The organism is Leisingera sp. JC11 (genome assembly GCF_040704725.1).
Classification (GTDB): domain Bacteria; phylum Pseudomonadota; class Alphaproteobacteria; order Rhodobacterales; family Rhodobacteraceae; genus Leisingera.
In genome coordinates this window covers 72,130-87,239 of the sequence record NZ_JBFCVS010000014.1, presented here as the reverse complement: position 1 = coordinate 87,239, position 15,110 = coordinate 72,130, and the positions used below count along the sequence as shown (strand labels likewise).

The 15,110-nt window shown below is 66.9% G+C and carries 15 protein-coding genes; 3 read left to right on the top strand and 12 right to left on the bottom strand.

Annotation, left to right across the window (positions count from 1 at the left end):
* Positions 1-11: 11 nt before the first annotated feature.
* From AB1A62_RS15800 to AB1A62_RS15780, 5 genes are all read right to left on the bottom strand, one after another.
* Positions 12-1,379: a CmpA/NrtA family ABC transporter substrate-binding protein gene (locus tag AB1A62_RS15800; RefSeq protein ID WP_366662419.1), complete on the bottom strand. Its 1,368-nt coding sequence runs from the start codon at positions 1,377-1,379 to the stop codon at positions 12-14.
* 266 nt (positions 1,380-1,645) lie between these two features.
* A complete protein-coding gene (locus AB1A62_RS15795) occupies positions 1,646-2,824 on the bottom strand; it encodes a CmpA/NrtA family ABC transporter substrate-binding protein (protein ID WP_366662418.1) in 1,179 nt (392 codons plus the stop codon).
* A complete protein-coding gene (locus tag AB1A62_RS15790; RefSeq protein WP_366662417.1) occupies positions 2,821-3,405 on the bottom strand; it encodes an ANTAR domain-containing protein in 585 nt (194 codons plus the stop codon). Before AB1A62_RS15790 ends, AB1A62_RS15795 begins: the two co-directional genes overlap by 4 nt.
* 1,153 nt (positions 3,406-4,558) lie before the next feature.
* The gene (locus AB1A62_RS15785; RefSeq protein WP_366662416.1) at positions 4,559-5,653 is read right to left on the bottom strand and encodes a ParB/RepB/Spo0J family partition protein; all 1,095 of its coding nucleotides are present in this window, start codon (positions 5,651-5,653) and stop codon (positions 4,559-4,561) included.
* Entirely contained in the window at positions 5,631-7,055 is a 1,425-nt protein-coding gene (locus AB1A62_RS15780; RefSeq protein ID WP_366662415.1) for an AAA family ATPase, read from the bottom strand. Before AB1A62_RS15780 ends, AB1A62_RS15785 begins: the two co-directional genes overlap by 23 nt.
* A 591-nt stretch (positions 7,056-7,646) precedes the next feature.
* Here AB1A62_RS15780 and AB1A62_RS15775 point away from each other — a divergent pair.
* Both AB1A62_RS15775 and AB1A62_RS15770 read left to right on the top strand, forming a co-directional pair.
* Entirely contained in the window at positions 7,647-8,930 is a 1,284-nt protein-coding gene (locus tag AB1A62_RS15775) for a replication initiation protein (RefSeq protein WP_366662414.1), read from the top strand.
* A 56-nt stretch (positions 8,931-8,986) separates the two neighbouring features.
* Positions 8,987-9,391: an OsmC family protein gene (locus tag AB1A62_RS15770; protein WP_366662413.1), complete on the top strand. Its 405-nt coding sequence runs from the start codon at positions 8,987-8,989 to the stop codon at positions 9,389-9,391.
* 5 nt (positions 9,392-9,396) lie between these two features.
* Here the strand turns inward: AB1A62_RS15770 and AB1A62_RS15765 are convergent, their stop codons facing one another.
* From AB1A62_RS15765 to AB1A62_RS15745, 5 genes are all read right to left on the bottom strand, one after another.
* Entirely contained in the window at positions 9,397-10,218 is an 822-nt protein-coding gene (locus tag AB1A62_RS15765; protein WP_366662412.1) for a TonB family protein, read from the bottom strand.
* A complete protein-coding gene (locus AB1A62_RS15760) occupies positions 10,215-10,598 on the bottom strand; it encodes a biopolymer transporter ExbD (protein ID WP_366662411.1) in 384 nt (127 codons plus the stop codon). Before AB1A62_RS15760 ends, AB1A62_RS15765 begins: the two co-directional genes overlap by 4 nt.
* 9 nt (positions 10,599-10,607) lie before the next feature.
* Complete coding sequence (locus AB1A62_RS15755; RefSeq protein ID WP_366662410.1) at positions 10,608-10,985, bottom strand: biopolymer transporter ExbD; 378 nt, start codon at positions 10,983-10,985, stop codon at positions 10,608-10,610.
* Between the two features lie 4 nt (positions 10,986-10,989).
* Positions 10,990-11,901: a MotA/TolQ/ExbB proton channel family protein gene (locus AB1A62_RS15750; RefSeq protein ID WP_366662409.1), complete on the bottom strand. Its 912-nt coding sequence runs from the start codon at positions 11,899-11,901 to the stop codon at positions 10,990-10,992.
* A gap of 162 nt (positions 11,902-12,063) precedes the next feature.
* On the bottom strand, positions 12,064-12,357 hold the full coding sequence (locus tag AB1A62_RS15745) for a DUF2218 domain-containing protein (protein ID WP_174149756.1): 294 nt from the start codon (positions 12,355-12,357) through the stop codon (positions 12,064-12,066).
* A 266-nt stretch (positions 12,358-12,623) separates the two neighbouring features.
* Between AB1A62_RS15745 and AB1A62_RS15740 the strand changes: the two genes are divergently transcribed.
* Entirely contained in the window at positions 12,624-14,462 is a 1,839-nt protein-coding gene (locus AB1A62_RS15740; protein WP_366662408.1) for an ABC transporter ATP-binding protein, read from the top strand.
* A 17-nt stretch (positions 14,463-14,479) separates the two neighbouring features.
* Here the strand turns inward: AB1A62_RS15740 and AB1A62_RS15735 are convergent, their stop codons facing one another.
* Both AB1A62_RS15735 and AB1A62_RS15730 read right to left on the bottom strand, forming a co-directional pair.
* Entirely contained in the window at positions 14,480-14,770 is a 291-nt protein-coding gene (locus tag AB1A62_RS15735) for a CcdB family protein (RefSeq protein ID WP_366662407.1), read from the bottom strand.
* A complete protein-coding gene (locus tag AB1A62_RS15730; RefSeq protein WP_366662406.1) occupies positions 14,758-15,012 on the bottom strand; it encodes a type II toxin-antitoxin system CcdA family antitoxin in 255 nt (84 codons plus the stop codon). The genes AB1A62_RS15735 and AB1A62_RS15730 overlap by 13 nt, the downstream gene beginning before the upstream one ends.
* Between the last annotated feature and the right edge of the window lie 98 nt (positions 15,013-15,110).

The following is a 15,110-nucleotide window of genomic DNA, read 5'->3' as shown; positions in this document are numbered from 1 at the left end:
CCCGTCCGGGATCAGCCCTGAATGGCGCTGCCAACGACGGTCTGGCCGGACTTCAGTCCGATCGGCAGGCTGTCGATATAGGCGTTGGGCGTTTTGCCATCGAAGGGGATGCCGTCGATGATATCTTCCGCCGGGGTCGGGGCCTTGTAGCCATCGCTGTCCCAGGGAAAGTCCTCGGGGCTGGCAAGTCCCTCATCCACAAGCATTTTTGCGGCTTCCAGATAGATCTCCGGCTTATAGACCGAGCGGGCGACCTCGTCATACCAGCTGTCCGGCTTGGGCTCGGCAATCTGCCCCCAGCGGCGCATCTGGGTCAGGTACCAGACCGCGTCCGAATAGAACGGATAGGTGGCGTTGTAGCGGAAGAACACGTTGAAATCCGGGACGTCGCGTTTGTCGCCCTTCTCGTATTCGAAGGTGCCGGTCATCGAATTGGCGATCACCTCGTAATCGGCGCCGACGTACTCGGGGCGCGACAGGATCTCCACCGCTTCCGGGCGGTTGGCGTTTTCGTTTTCATCCAGCCACTGGGCGGCGCGGATCAGCGCCTTGACCACCGCCAGAGTGGTGTTCGGGTTTTCCTCGGCAAATTCCGCGGTGATGCCGAACACCTTTTCCGGGTTGTTCTTCCACAGTTCGTAGTCGGTGATCACCGGCACGCCGATGCCCTTGAACACCGCCTGCTGGTTCCACGGTTCGCCCACGCAGTAGCCGGAGATCGTGCCGGCCTCCAGCGTGGCGGGCATCTGCGGCGGCGGCGTCACCGACAGGAACGCCTCGGCGCCGATCTGGCCGGTCACGTTCTCGGGCGAGTAGTAGCCGGGATTGATGCCGCCTGCCGCCAGCCAGTAGCGCAACTCATAGTTGTGAGTGGAGACCGGGAACACCATGCCCATGTTGAACGGCTTGCCCTTGGCGTTGAAGTCCTCGATCACCGGCTTCAGGTAGGAGGCGGAGATCGGATGCGCGATCTTGCCGTCCGCATCCGTGGGCAGGTTCGGCTTCATCATCTCCCAGACCTCGTTGGACAGGGTGATGCCGTTGCCGTTCAGATCCATGGAAAACGGCGTGACGATATGCGCCTCGGTGCCGTACCCGATGGTCGCGGCCAGCGGCTGGCCTGCCAGCATATGGGCGCCGTCCAGCGTGCCGCCGATGACGCCGTCCAGCAGAACCTTCCAGTTCGCCTGCGCTTCCAGCGTGACAAACAGCCCCTCGTCATCGAAAAATCCCTGCTCATAGGCCACCGCCAGCGGCGCCATATCGGTCAGCTTGATAAAGCCGAAGGTCAGCACGTCCTTTTCCAGCTCCAGGGTGCCGGCCAGGGCCGGTCCGGTCAGTGCAGTCGAGGCCGCAAGCGCCATGATGAGTGTCTTCATCGGGTTGGTTCCTTTTCCTAGCTGCGTCCGGCGGCGGGCGCCGGAACAGAAAAAAGCCGCTGACACGCACCGCCGGGAGGAGTGGCGGTGGGTCGAGCGGCTTTGCTCAGTGAAACCCGGTCTTCGGGAAAAATCTCAGTCAGGCTCCGTTGCCTGTCTGACCTCAGACTGCCCGAAGACCCGCCCTGCGCCAAAGGTTTCTTTGCTCCCGCAGCAAGAAATTCTGCATTGCAGCGTAAAGGCGCGGCAAGCTGCCCGTTTTTTCATCAGTCTGCGGTCAGGGGATCAAAAACGCGGCCGTCGAAAAACCGGTTCCGCATCAGGCTGACAGCTTCCGATTCTCCGGCGGCCAGCAGCGGGGCGCCGATCGCGCCCTCCAGTTTCGAGGAGGCGCCCGGCAGTTCCGCACCGGTCCCGCGCAGGGCGGCACGGTACAGATCGCTGCGGAATACCGACCCGGCTGTTTCCAGCGCCGTCTGCCGGTCCAGGCCGTTCCGCCGGGCCAGCTGCAGGGCAATCCATTGCGCCTGGCTGCGCCAGGGAAAGCCCGCGGCGCCTTCATGGAAGCCGATAAATCCGGGGGCTTCGCGCTGCAGCCCCTGCGGCGTCACCGTGAACTTTCCCGACAGCGCGCGCTCGATGATTTCGGCGGGCAGATCAAGATACCGCCGGGCGGACAGGATTTCCGCCGCCAGCCCGCGCGAGGCCGGATCGGCCAGCCAGCGGCCTGCGCGCCACAGCGCCCGGATCAGGCGGCCCGCCAGGCCGGGTTCCGTGTCTGCCCAGGCGCTGCGGACCGCCAGCACCTTTTCCGGTGCAAAGGACCAGATCGCCCGCCCCGGCAGCAGCAGCGCGCCGGCCCCCTGCTCCACCGCCATCGACCCCCAGGGTTCGCCTACGCAGAAGGCATCGATCTCGCCGCTGCGGATGGCCTCAGCCATCAGCGGCGGCGGCACCGTGCGGATGCCGATGTCCCGGGGCGTGCCCGCCCCCAGCCCTTTCAGCCAGTAGGTCAGCAATTCGGCATGCATGGAGAAGGGAAACGGGACGCCGATCCGCAGCTCCGGACCGGCGGCGGCAAGCAGCGCCCTGCCCGCGGACACGGCATCATCAAAGGCGAAGCTGTGCCCGGCGCCGGCCAGCCTGCGGGCCAGGCCGCTGCTGACCCCGATCACCGTGCCGTTGACGGACAGCACCGACAGCACCGACAGGGGCGCGCTGGCGCCGCCAAGGCCAAGCGCCGCGGCAACCGGCACCGGCGCCAGCATCTGGGCGGCGTCCACCTGGCCAAAGGCCAGCATGTCCCGCAGCGACGACCAGGAGGGCGCGCGGTGCAGCTCCAGCGTCAGTTTCTCTTCGGCGGCAAAGCCCATTTCCTGCGCCGCAATCAGCGGCGCCGCATCGGTCAGCGGGACATAGCCGGCGGGGATCCGGGTCACGCTCATGCCAGCAGCCCCGCCGCCGTGACCAGCGCCTGCGCCACCTCGGCGACGCGCTTGTTCTGGTCCATCGCAGCCTTGCGCAGCAGCGCATAGGCCTCGTCCTCGCCAAGGCCCCGGGCCTTCATCACCATCCCCTTGGCGCGGTCGATGACCTTGCGCTCTTCCAGGGCGCGCTTGGCCTCGGCAAGCTCTGTCCGCATCCGCTGGAACAGCCGGAACCGGGCGATGGCGGCATCCAGAACCGGCTTCAGCCGGGCGGGCTGCAGCCCGTCGACCACATAGGCCGACACCCCCGCCTCCACCGCGGCGGCGGACAGCCCGTCCGCGCTGCGGTCGACGAACATCGCCACCGGCCGGTCCTTGGGGCCGGAGGCCAGCGTCAGTTCCTCCAGCACATCGCGGGAGGGGTTGGCGATATCGATCAGCACCACATCCGGGTCGCGCATCTGTATCTGACGTGCCAGGCCCGAGGGTTCCGAGATCACCTGAATGTCGAATTCCCCGGCGTCCCGCAGCCCGTCCACAATCATGAACGCGCGTTCGCGGTCGGTTTCGACAACAACAATGGACAGGGCATCGGGCATGCGCCAGAGCATGTTTCAAGCCGCAAAAGGCTGTAAAGGCCCGCAGCGCCCGGCGCGCTGCCGGACCCCCTCGGCGCCGTTTTTTTGGGCAAACTGTCCAATCTTTTGGCTGGAAAAGGAGCGCCGGGCAGCAGCCCGGACAGCGCGCCCGGGCTGCAAACCCGCGAAAACCGCTGAAACCCTGCTGCGGGCTGAGATTAATCACAGGCAGCCCCCTGCGAAAACGGCCATAGCACGGAATTTCAGCCAACATTGTTTATTTTCAACCGCTTGCAAGGCGTAAGTTCCATGAGGGCACCAAAACCGCTAAACGGCGGCCCCTGTGGCCCATGAAACGCCGGCCTGACGCCCCCGCCTGCCCTGGCTGAAGAGGTTTCGCAGCGAAACCTGCCCCCGTTCAGCCTGCGGCGTTCAGCACCGCCTGCCGGATGCGGGACCTCCCCTGCCCTGCCCCGCAGCGGACGGCCTGCGCGCAGCGGCCGCCACGCCTGCCGGCCCCTCTCCTGCCAGGACCGCTCTCCGCCACTGGCCAGAGAGGAACGGCAGAGCCTGCGCCGGTGACCCGGTGCGGGCCGGGTGCGCCGGCCCGGAAACCGGCGGTATCCGCTCCCGGCCCCGGGCCGTCTGGCAGGCGGCGCGTTTCTCAACCAAGGTATCCCCGTGCCCCGGTCAGGAGGTTTCGCAGCGAAACCTGGACCGCAACCGCTCGGGCCTGACATGCACTTCCGCATGCCCGGCACGGCACCGCCCTGCCCTGCCGGTTTCAGCAACCGGCGGTGCAGCCGCTCCTGCAACTCCCCGCCGCCGCCTGTTTGGCTCATCAGCACCGGCATGAACTCGGCCCCGCACGGCTGCGGGCTGCCCGGCAGACCGCGGTCTCCCTGCCGCACAATCCCTTCTGTCCGGCGCGGGAGGTTTCGCTGCGAAACCGGGCCTGAACCAGCACCGAGGGCAGGCTTGGAAACAGCGCTGAAACGATGGCGCATCGTCTCTTCACCCGGCCCTGAATTCTGGTCTGGACAGAGGTTTCGCAGCGAAACCCCCGGCGCCGGGGCTGCCCTCCGGCTGCACCGGACGGGCCCGGATACGAAAAAACCCCGGCTGTGCCAGCCGGGGTTTCGCAGCGAAACCTGTTCCGAGGCCCCTGCCCGGCTCAGCCCTGCTCCAGCAGATGCCGCACGTTTTCCATCACCGCATCGACCAGGTCAGAGGTGACATTGGCGCCGTGAAAGCGGATCGCATAGCCGCCGGGGCCGAATTCCCGTTCGATCGAGATGCCGTTGGCCACCTGGGTCCGGCGGCTCTTCTCGACCTTCTGCGCGGTCTTGGGGCGGCCGCCGCGGGCTGGGTCCTGGGGGGCGCCTTCGGCCTGTTCGACGAACTGCAACACCGCGTCCCATTCCTCAGCCGCGGAGCGCGCGCCCGCCTGCTCCAGCGCCGCGCGCATCACCTCCGCCGACCCCGCCCGCAGCGCTGCCGCCAAACGCAGGCACTGGCGCTCATTGAGGCCGGTGGCATAGGCCAGCATGTCGCCCAGCTCCTCGTGGATCAGCGCAAAGGAGCGGATCTTGGAGCGCTTGGCCTTGGAGGCATGCTGGAACAGCACCGCCACCGCATCGTCGACGTTCTGGAAGATCCCGTCATGCACCGCCGAGGCCGCCGCCCGGCCCCGCTCGTACTGGCTGAGGCCGGAGCGGATCTCGTTCTCCTCGATCATAGAGACCAGCGCATTGGCGATGCTGCCGGGCTCGCGGATGAAGGCCGGGATGGTCTGGAACTGCTCACCGCCGCTGATCGCATTGAGGCGGCGGACCGCGGTCAGGCGTCGGTAGCCGGAGACCAGCGCGTATTTGCCCGCATCCTCCGGGTTCAGCGGCTCGAACACCTCGATCGGCAGCCGCAGCCCGTTGGCGGAGATCGAGGCCATCAGCTCCTGCATCTCCTCCTCGTCCAGCACGATGCGGTCGCGGTTGAGGGCGTCGGCGGTGATCTCGTCCAGCGGCAGCTCCACCGCCACCAGCCCCTTTTCCTCGGCTGCGCGCAGGCGGGCGGCGTCCGATTTGTCCCGCGCCGCGGCCTCGCGGTCGGCCTGGGGCAGGGGGTCTGCGTGGCGGGCGGCATCCGCCACCACATCGGCGATCGGGGGCCGCAGCCCGCCGGGGCCGCGGGCCAGGTCGCGGTCGATGCCGGCCTCGATTTCCTTCAGCGCCTCGGGCGAGGGGGTCTCAAGCTGTCTGCGGCGTGCCATCTGCTCTGTCCTCTTGCTGGGTCTGTTGTGCCTGCTCCATCTGCTGATCGCGCCACCAGCTGCCGATCAGAAGCTCCTTGAATTCCGCGTAGGTGCGGTCGAACACCTCGCGGCCGCGCACATAGGTCTCGCGGTTGAAGTTGCGGTAGTCGGCCTCGTAGATGCCGGACACGCTTTCACCGGCCTGGCCGACCAGGGCGGTGTAATCCTGCCGGTAGGCGTTCATCATGTCGCCGAAATAGGCCTGGATCACATTGGCCAGGTCGCTTTGCTGGCTGGCGTCGAAGCGGGTGATCAGGGCGCGGACCACGTCCCATTCGAACTTCATCTCCGGCAGCCCGGCGCGGCGGCGGGCGGCGTTCTCCCCGTCCTCGATCGAGGCGAAGGTGGAATAGAGCATGTCGAAGAACCGGCCGGTGGAGTCGAACTCCAGGAAGGAGGCGCCGAGCGGCACCATCAGGATGTCGGCGGCGGCCAGCGCGTTGATCGTCAGATAGCCGAGGGCAGGGGGGGTATCCAGCAGCACGATGTCGTAGTCATCGAGCGCGCCGCCCTGGTCCAGCGCGTTGGTTAGCGCGTCCCACAGCGCCCAGTTGCGCAGTCCCATGCGCCAGACCGGGATCTGGAACTCCGCCCAGTAGAGGTTCAGCTGGGCGCCGATGAGGTCGATGTTGGGCCAGTGGGTGTTCTGGACCACGTTTCGCAGCGAAACCTCCTTGGCCTCGGTCAGAGTCTCATCCAGCGGAATAGAGTCTAATCCGGAGGCGGCGCGGACCTTGTTCTCGGCCTCCACCGCCTCGGCGTAGTCGCGGGCGAGCAGGGGGAAGACGGTCTGCCATTCATCCGCCACCTGGCCGCCGAGGATCGAGGTCATGGAGCCCTGGGAGTCGAGATCGACCACCAGAACCTTGTAGCCGTCGAGCGCCGCGGACATCGCCAGATGCGCCGCGGTGGAGGTCTTGCCGACGCCACCCTTGAAGTTCGCCACCGCAACCACCTTGGCGGGCAGGCCCTCGGGCCGGTAGGGGCGGTATTCCTTGGTGGAGATGCCTTCGGAGGCGAAATGGTCGCGCAGCTTCAGCACCTCCTCCAGGGTGAACCATTTGGAGCCGCTTGCGCCCTCGCCCTGGGGCAGGTCGGGGTTCTTGTTCAGGACCCGGCGCAGGTGGGCCGGGGCGACCGGGATCAGGTAGCGGGTGATTTCCCAGGTGGAAAACTTGCGCAGCCGCTTGCGCCCGTCGGGGGCGTAGCCGCGCTTGGCCAGATCATCGCGGCCGCGGCCTGCAAACGCGGCTGCCTTGGCGAATCTGGCGGTGTCGACGAGATCGCCGAGCTTGGCCGCCGCTGCCTCAGGATCCAGGTTGAAATAGGGGGGCAGGGGGGTATCAGGTTTCTTTGCCATGTGCCTTATGCCTCGGGTAGATCGCCTGTTTGGCGTGTTATCCCGGTTTTTGTCGCACATCCTGGGCAGAAGGTGAATCATTATCTGGCAGCGCATCTGTTTTCCGCTGCCGTCCGTATCCCGCGGAATATATGAGTCTTTTCCCCGAAAACTACTATCGCACAAACAGGTTGAAATGTTGTGAATCTTTGATTCAGTTTAGAATCTTTGGATCAGGTATTCCCTTACTTATCATATCCTTACGGCGCATTGAGTACCTGGTTCCGGTATCAAGGGTACCCGTTTCCGGGATCATAGGCACCCGTCTGCGGGAACAAGGGTCCCGATTCGCAGGAGGACGGGCACCCGCGACTCAGGAAGGCCAAAACGGGCATTTCCGGGGGCCAGAATAGCCGGGAAAGAGGGGTTTTGGGGGCTGATTTTCCCGGAACTGAGCGCGCAGCCTCCAAAGGTACCCGTTTCCGGGATGGCGGTCTCCCGTAAATGGGTGCCCAAAGCAGGATTGAGCGCGGGTGCCTTTTCCGCCATAGTGTCCGGGAGCAGACCCCGCAGAGTCGCAAAGGCCAAAAGACGGGGCAGAAGGGCAGGGCGATGGACACCGAAAGTATCCCGCACAACAAGCTGACAGGCCCCCTGCGCCGGGGGTCGGTGAAGAAGAACGTGGCCGCCATCCATGTCTCGGGCAAGCTGACGCTGTTGCAGCGGAAGCTGTCGAATGTGCTCTTGCTCAATGCCTATGACGCGCTGGTCACCAAGCCCAAGCACCAGATCGACGCGCAGACGCTGTGCCTGATGGTGGGCTACAACTCCAACGACATGGAGACGCTGAAGCAGTCGCTGCGCTCGCTGGCGGAGACGGTGGCGGAATGGGACATGCTGGATGAGCAGGGGCGGCAGGAATGGGGGGTCAGTTCGCTGCTCTCTTATGCCAAGCTGTCGGGCGGTGTCTGCGAATATGCCTACTCTCCGGCGCTGGCAGAGAAGCTGCATGACCCCAAGGTCTTTGCCCTGATCAACCTGAACATCCAGCGGCGGTTCACCAGCGGCCATGCGCTGGCGCTGTATGAAAACTGCTACCGCTTTGTGCGGACCGGCTCGACCGGCTGGTGGGACATTGCGCTGTTCCGCCGCCTGATGGGGGTGGATGGCAGCGCCTATTACGAGAGCTTCAAGCATCTCAATGCCAAGATCATCAAGCCTGCGGTGGCGGAGGTGAACAAGACCTCCAACATCCTCCTGACGCCGGAGTTCAAGAAGATGGGCCGGCAGGTGGCGGAGGTGCGGTTCCGGATCAAGGAGAATCCGCAGCTGGCGATGCTGGATATCGACGACGGGGCAGGGGTGCGGCAGGGGGCTGTTTACACCCAGCTGATGGAGCTGGGCGTGAGCGACCGTCTGGCGCGGCAGTGGATTGCCGAGCATGGCGAGGAGTATGTGGCGGAGAAGGTCGGCTATCTGAAGGGTCAGAAAGGCGTGGACAGCCCGGTGCGCTATCTGAGCGCGGCCCTGCGCGACGATTACAAATCCGCGCCTGCCGAGGCTGCCCGGGAGGTTTCGCCGGAGGTGCTGGCGGCGGCGGAGGCGCGCAAGGCGGCAGAGGCCGAGGCGGCGCGGATGGCGGCGGCTGAGGATGCGGCCAAGGCGCGGGAGCGCTCCCTCAGGGCGCAGAAGCTGGAGCGGATCCGCGAGCTGGCGGCGGGGCGTTCGCCGACGCAAAGGGATGCCGACAAGCGGCTGTTCCTGAGCCGCCTGGAGGATGAGATCGACCGCGAGGAATTCCGCAACCGCGGCTGGGCGGCGGCCCTGCTGGCGGCGGAAATGGCCGCGTTCTGGGAGGAGCTGGTACCCGGCGCCTTCGAGGATTTGCCTGTTTAGAGCCTGTTTTCCGGGTTTGCCCGGGTGCGGCCTGTTGTAGGGAAAGGGAGGCGAGCGTGGTCCTGAAAGTGAAACCCAAGCGCTACGGCCCTGTGTTCGTGATCTTTGATGGCGGCGCTGAGCTGCGCTATGCCAGCGGCGAGGGGGCGGACAGCGGCCCCTGTCCGCCAGCCGGCTCGCCGGTGGAGACGATGCTGGCCGCGCTTGGCGCCTGCATCGTGCGCTCGGTGGAGTGGACGGCCAGCCGAAACAAGGTACAGCTGCCGCCGTTTCAGGTGCGGGTGGCGGGCGTCGGTGCGCCGGAACTGCCGGGGCGGCTGGAAACAGCTGAGGTTACCGTGATCGGCAGGCTTGCCGAAGACGCGGCGCTGGCCCGGCAGATCGCGACGCAGGCCAAGTCCTCCTGCACCGTCAGCAACTCGATGAACAGCGCGGTGACGGTGAGGCTGGAGGAGCGCTGACAGCGCTATCTGGTGAAGCTGATCGGCAGGCTGAGGCGGATCTGGCTGGCTTGCAGCTTTTTCGGGGCGGGCGGGAAGTTTCCGGCGCGGGCGACGGCGGCAAGGGCGGCCTGATCGAAGGCGGCGATGCCGGAGGATTTTGCAATCCGGTGGTCCAGCAGGCGGCCGTCCCGCGCGACGGTGAGGCGCAGGATCACCTGGGCCTGGCCGCGGGCGCCGGAAGGGTAGCGCTTGCGCCGCTCGATGCGGGCGCGGATCTTGTTTCCCCAGACATTGCGCAGTTTGGCCTCGCGGCCCGGATTTGCGGTGGCGGTCCGGGCGCCGCTGGATTGGCCGGCCTCGGCACCGCCGCCTGCGCCCGCGGCGCGCTGGCCAGCCTGTCCGGCCGCGTTGCGGGTGGAGTTGGCCTTGGGTGGCGGAGTCGCTTGCGGTTTGGCCTGAGGCTCTTGTTTAGACTCTGATCTGCGCGGCTTTGGCGGCGGCGGCGGGGCGGTGTCTGCTTGCACCTGCTGGGCCGCCGCGGGTTGCGCGAGCGGGGCCAGCACCGCGGCGCGCGGCGCCCGGGCCAGCTCGATCTGCGGCAGCACCGGGGCCTGGACCTGCGGCAGCGGTTCCGCACTGGGAGGTGCGGGCTGCGGCGTTTCGGGCGGTTTCTGCCAGGCCTCGGCCATGCGGGCGACCTCGGCGCTGGCGGGCTGCAGCGAGACCAGCGCCTCGCCACCCGCGCCGCTGGACTGCGCCCCCGTGTCCGGCGCGCAGGCAAAGAGCGCGATGTGGATGAGGCCCGCGAGGCCCGCAAAGACGGTGAATTCGGCGGTGCGTCTCATGGGCGTTGCACCACCAGTTCGGCGCTGGAAAGGCCCGCCTCTGCCAGCTGGCGCAGGATGCGGGCCAGCGTCTTGGCCTCCAGCCGCGCGTCAGCGCGCAGCTGGACATTGGGGTGGCCCGCGCTGGCGGCGGCGAGGCGGGTGAGAGCGGCCTCATCCTCGGCCCCGTCGAAAAACATCCGGCCCTCGGCGCTGATGTAGAGCACCGGTTCGGCTTCCGGCGCGGCCTCGGAGGCGGCATCGGGCGGGGTGACGTCAAACGGGTCGGGCTGGGCCAGGCGCGAGGTCATCAGGAAGAAGATCAGCAGCAGGAACACCACGTTGATCATCGGCACGATGGATTCGGCGCGGGGGCGTTTCGGGGGATCGCTCAGGTCCATGGTGTTCCCTCACTCCACCAGCACGACGTTGCTGAGACCCGCCTGCTGCAACAGGGCGGTCACGTCAGTGATGCGCTGCAGGCTGGCGCCGTCGCGGCCGCGCAGGATCAGCATGTCGGCGGGGGATTTCATCAGCGGCGCCAGCGCCTGGGCCAGGTTCGCATCGGCCACCGGCACGCCGTTTACATCCAGGTTGCCGGGGCCGACGCCGATCAGGCGCGGCGGGCCGTCGTAGGTGCCGCCCTGGCCCGCAAGCGGCAGCTGCAGCACCGTGTCCATGCCAAAGCGCGAGGCCAGCATGAAGAACACCAGGAGCAGGAACACCACGTCGATCATCGGCGTCAGGCTGGGCTTGCGCCGGGGGCGCGGGGCGGGGGCGAGCTGCATCGGTTTACTCGGCGGCCAGTGCCAGCTGATCGGGCTGGCGGGCGACGAAAATGCGGGTGGCGCTGTCCTCCAGGTCGCGGCGGATGCGGGAGATTACGGCCTCAAACCAGGTCAGCGCGGCGGATGCGGGAATGGCCACACCCATGCCGGCGGCGGTGGTCAGCAGCGCCTCCCAGATGCCGCCGGCCAGCAGGGCGGGGTCGGCCTTGGAGCCTGCGGCCTGCAGCGCCTGGAAGGCGGCGATCATGCCCAGAACAGTGCCGAGGAGGCCCAGCAGGGGCGCGATGGTGGCAATCAGCTCCAGCGCGCCGAGGCCGGTGGCGGCGCCGGCCAGATGCAGCTTGGCGACCCGGGCGGTTTCCTCGCGGGCGCGGTCCTCCGGCAGGCTGGCAGTGGCGGTGAGGGCGGCGGTCACCACCTTGGAGCGCACGCCGATGCGGTTCTGCACGATGGCGAGCGCGGCGGCGCGGTCGCCGCGTTCAAAGGCGGCGACGGCATCGGCGGCCTTGCCGCGGGACCAGGCGCCGATCAGGGCCAGCCGCCAGATCTTCCACAGGATCAGCGCCAGGGTAATGACCGAGAGCGCGGCAATCGCCCAGATCGAGGGGCCGCCGTCGCGCAGGAATTTCAGCGCCTTGGCGGAGGCATCGCCCGCCATCTGCGCCAGTTCGGGCTGGGCGGCGAGCGGTTCAGCCTCGGGCTGCGGGGCAGAGGAGGCCTCTGCTGCGGGGTTCTCTGTGTCTGACGGCAGCTCCGGGGCTGCGGGCACAGGAGACGGGAGCACTGGCGCGGTTTCTGCCGTGGCGGGCGCGTCGGCACTGATTGCGGGCACCGGCGCAGCAGGCGTGTCCTGAGCCGAGGCAAAGGGGGCCATGAGCAGAAGGGCAGCCGCGGCTGCGGGCAAACGAAGGGTCATGGACCGGTCTCCAGCCAGAGGTGCCGCAAGGGGGCGGCGTCAGTTTATCGGAAATGGCTGGGCGGCCCCTGAGGGAGCGGGGGAGTGCCTTGCTGGGGACGTTCGTGTTGAAACGCGAGGCCACGGGTAGGAAAACCAACCCGTTTTGTCAAGATTTCGGGATCAGGCGGCTTCTGATTGCCAGGTCATGGCCTCGAACTCCTCGCGGAAGGCGAAGCGGGCGAGGTGGCGGTCGATGATGTCGCGCGCCTCGGCCAGATCAGCCGCATCCGGCGCGGTGACTTCGGCAGTCAGCACGCCATCGGCGGCGTGCAGAGTTGCAGGCCCCATTCCCAGCGCCACGGTGCCGCGGGTGTCGTCGTGGTCCACGGCAACCTTGTGGGCGAAATGCTTGCACAGCTGCTGCAGGTATCTGGAGGCGTTCGGGGTCTCAAAACGGCCCTGGTCGGTGAGCATGATGTAATCCTTAGTGTTTTACTCGGATTGCAGCACAATAGCGCGCCGCGGGCCTGCCGCAAGCGAAAAACTGGCGCGCAATTTGCCAGCGCTGCGTAATTTTCGCTGCTGACAAACGGGGCCGGGATGCGTAGAAGGGCCGGGCTGCGGTGCAGGCAGGATCCGTGCCCTTGCCCTTGTTAGTCTCAGATTTTGGGGCTAGGGGCCGGGCGGATACGGCGACCCACATCTCAAGCGGTTCCATGAAAATCCTTGAGAGGCTCCCCATGTTCCGGGCTTTTGAAAATCTTGTCGATCCTTTTGCGCCACCCCATCAGGCGCCGCCGCGGGCCACCTTAAGGGCCTACCTGGCGCAGCAGCTGGCGCCCTACCGCAAATGGCTGCCCTTGATGTTTGCCACCGGCGTCCTGACCGCGCTGATGGAGAGCGGGCTGATTTTCTATTCCGGCCGGGTGGTTGACCTGATGGCGGAAACCGGCGCCGGGGCGTTCTGGACCCAGCATGGCCGCGAGATGCTGCTGGCGCTGTTCTGCGTGCTGATCCTGCGGCCGTCGCTGGTGGGGCTCAATCATCTGCTGCTGGAGCAGACGCTGTCGTCGAACCTGCAGGAGCAGGTGCGCTGGCAGGCGCACCGGCATCTCTTGGGGCAGTCGGCGGGGTTCTTTCAGAACGATTTCGCCGGGCGGCTGAGCAACCGGGTGATGCAGATGGGGCCTGCGGTGCAGGACAGTGTGCATATGCTGTTCGAGGCGGTGCTGTTTGCCGTCACATACATGATCGGCGCGGTGGTGGTGCTGACGCAGATCGACTGGCGGCTGGCAGTGCCGCTGGTGGCCTGGGTCGGGCTTTATGCGCTTTATGTGCGCCATACCGCGCTGAATGTGGCGGCGACGGCAGAGAAATGGTCCGACGCGCGCTCTGCCGCGACCGGGCGGATTGTCGATGCCTATGGCAATATCGAGACCGTGAAGCTGTTTGCCCGCGACGGGCAGGAGCAGGCCTATGCGCTGTCGGCGCTGCGGCGGCTGCGGACGCGGTACCAGCGGTTTCTGCGGATGATGACGCGGCTGGCGTTCGGCAGCATCGCGATCAACGGGGTGCTGATCCTGATCGTGGTGGCGCCTGCGATTTGGCTGTGGATGCATGGGGCTGTGAGCGTCGGCGAGGTGGCGGCGGCCTCGGCCCTGACGATCCGGCTGAACGGGATGAGCGGCTGGATCCTGTGGGTGACGATCCGGCTGTTTGAGAACATGGGGGTAATCCGCGAGGGGCTGCGGTCCTTGTCGGCGGCGCATGAGGTGACGGATGCGCCCGGGGCGAAGCCGCTGGAGGTGGCCCATGCCGAGGTGCGGATCGAGGGGTTGCGGCACCATTACGGCAATACGGCAGGCGGGGTGAACGGGATTGATCTGCACATCCCGGCGGGCCAGCGGGTGGGTATAGCCGGGCCGTCGGGGGCGGGGAAATCGACCCTGATCAACCTGCTGTTGCGGTTCCGCGACCCGGAGGGCGGGCGCATCCTGATCGACGGGCAGGACATCCGCGAAGTGACGCAGGAGAGCCTGCGCAGCCGGATCGGGGTGGTGACGCAGAACACCTCGCTGATCCACCGTTCGGTGCGGGCCAATATCCTGTACGGCAATCCCGGCGCGACGGAAGAGGAGATGATTGCCGCCGCCAAGCGGGCGGAGGCGCATGACTTCATCATGGGTCTGCGCGACCACGCGGGGCGGACCGGCTATGACGCCCATGTGGGCGAGCGCGGCGTGGCGCTGTCGGGCGGCCAGCGGCAGCGGATCGCGATTGCGCGGGTGGTGCTGAAGAACGCGCCGGTCCTGATTTTGGACGAGGCGACCTCGGCGCTGGACAGCGCGGTGGAGGCAGCGATCCAGAAGACGCTCTTGGATGTGATGCAGGGCAAGACGGTGATTGCGATTGCCCACCGGCTGTCGACGATTGCCCAGATGGACCGGATCGTGGTGCTGCAGGAGGGCGCAATTGCCGAGGATGGCAGCCACGCGGCGCTGCTGGCGCAGCAGGGGGTCTATGCCGGGCTGTGGCAGCGCCAGGCCGGCGCATCGGAGCGGGTGCCGGAGGAGGCGTGACGCGGGAGGCGGGGTGTCTAGACTCCCGCCATCAGCACATCCACCGCGCGGGTGATCAGGTCGCCCTGATCCGCAACATTGCCGGTGCGGCGCAGGCTGGCGCGGCGCACCGCCGCGATCAGCCGTGTTGCCAGCACCAGGCGCTGGGTGTTGTGCAGGATCTCCGGGTTCAGGTGCGTCACGGCCGGGTAGTCTGGCAGCAGCGGGATGACGACCACCGAAGGGTCGGGCGGCAGCAGATCGCTTTCGATAACGACCATGGAGACGCCGTTGTATTCCGCGACGTCGAAGCGGGTCAGTCTTTCCACGAAGGCGCCCCCGGCGCGGTCATGATATCCGCCAGCGGGTGGCCGTTTGCCTCGTGCCAGCTGAATTGCGCGGCAAAGGCTTCGGCGTTCTCTGTCAGCCATTGTTTGCGGCGTGCGTCGGCGACGGCCTGAAGCAGCGCCGCCTCTGCCACTGCAGAGACGTTGATCCCGAGGCGTTTGGCCTGGGCCAGCGCGTCGGCGTCCAGGGTCAGCGAGGTCTTGCGTTTGAAGGCGGCGGTCATGGGCGTATGCTCCGGAAAGGTACCGGCAATATATACCGTTCCCGGATATTGCGCAAATTCTGCCCTGGCAGCGGCTGGCAAAGGAAAACCCGGCGCGC

Bases quoted from the DNA above. Each gene is read 5' to 3' on its own strand.
- AB1A62_RS15800 (WP_366662419.1), bottom strand. From the start codon at position 1,379: ATGAAGACACTCATCATGGCGCTTGCGGCCTCGACTGCACTGACCGGA.
- AB1A62_RS15795 (WP_366662418.1), bottom strand. From the start codon at position 2,824: ATGAGCGTGACCCGGATCCCCGCCGGCTATGTCCCGCTGACCGATGCG.
- AB1A62_RS15790 (WP_366662417.1), bottom strand. From the start codon at position 3,405: ATGCCCGATGCCCTGTCCATTGTTGTTGTCGAAACCGACCGCGAACGC.
- AB1A62_RS15785 (WP_366662416.1), bottom strand. From the start codon at position 5,653: ATGGCACGCCGCAGACAGCTTGAGACCCCCTCGCCCGAGGCGCTGAAG.
- AB1A62_RS15780 (WP_366662415.1), bottom strand. From the start codon at position 7,055: ATGGCAAAGAAACCTGATACCCCCCTGCCCCCCTATTTCAACCTGGAT.
- AB1A62_RS15775 (WP_366662414.1), top strand. From the start codon at position 7,647: ATGGACACCGAAAGTATCCCGCACAACAAGCTGACAGGCCCCCTGCGC.
- AB1A62_RS15765 (WP_366662412.1), bottom strand. From the start codon at position 10,218: ATGAGACGCACCGCCGAATTCACCGTCTTTGCGGGCCTCGCGGGCCTC.
- AB1A62_RS15760 (WP_366662411.1), bottom strand. From the start codon at position 10,598: ATGGACCTGAGCGATCCCCCGAAACGCCCCCGCGCCGAATCCATCGTG.
- AB1A62_RS15755 (WP_366662410.1), bottom strand. From the start codon at position 10,985: ATGCAGCTCGCCCCCGCCCCGCGCCCCCGGCGCAAGCCCAGCCTGACG.
- AB1A62_RS15750 (WP_366662409.1), bottom strand. From the start codon at position 11,901: ATGACCCTTCGTTTGCCCGCAGCCGCGGCTGCCCTTCTGCTCATGGCC.
- AB1A62_RS15745 (WP_174149756.1), bottom strand. From the start codon at position 12,357: ATGCTCACCGACCAGGGCCGTTTTGAGACCCCGAACGCCTCCAGATAC.
- AB1A62_RS15740 (WP_366662408.1), top strand. From the start codon at position 12,624: ATGTTCCGGGCTTTTGAAAATCTTGTCGATCCTTTTGCGCCACCCCAT.
- AB1A62_RS15730 (WP_366662406.1), bottom strand. From the start codon at position 15,012: ATGACCGCCGCCTTCAAACGCAAGACCTCGCTGACCCTGGACGCCGAC.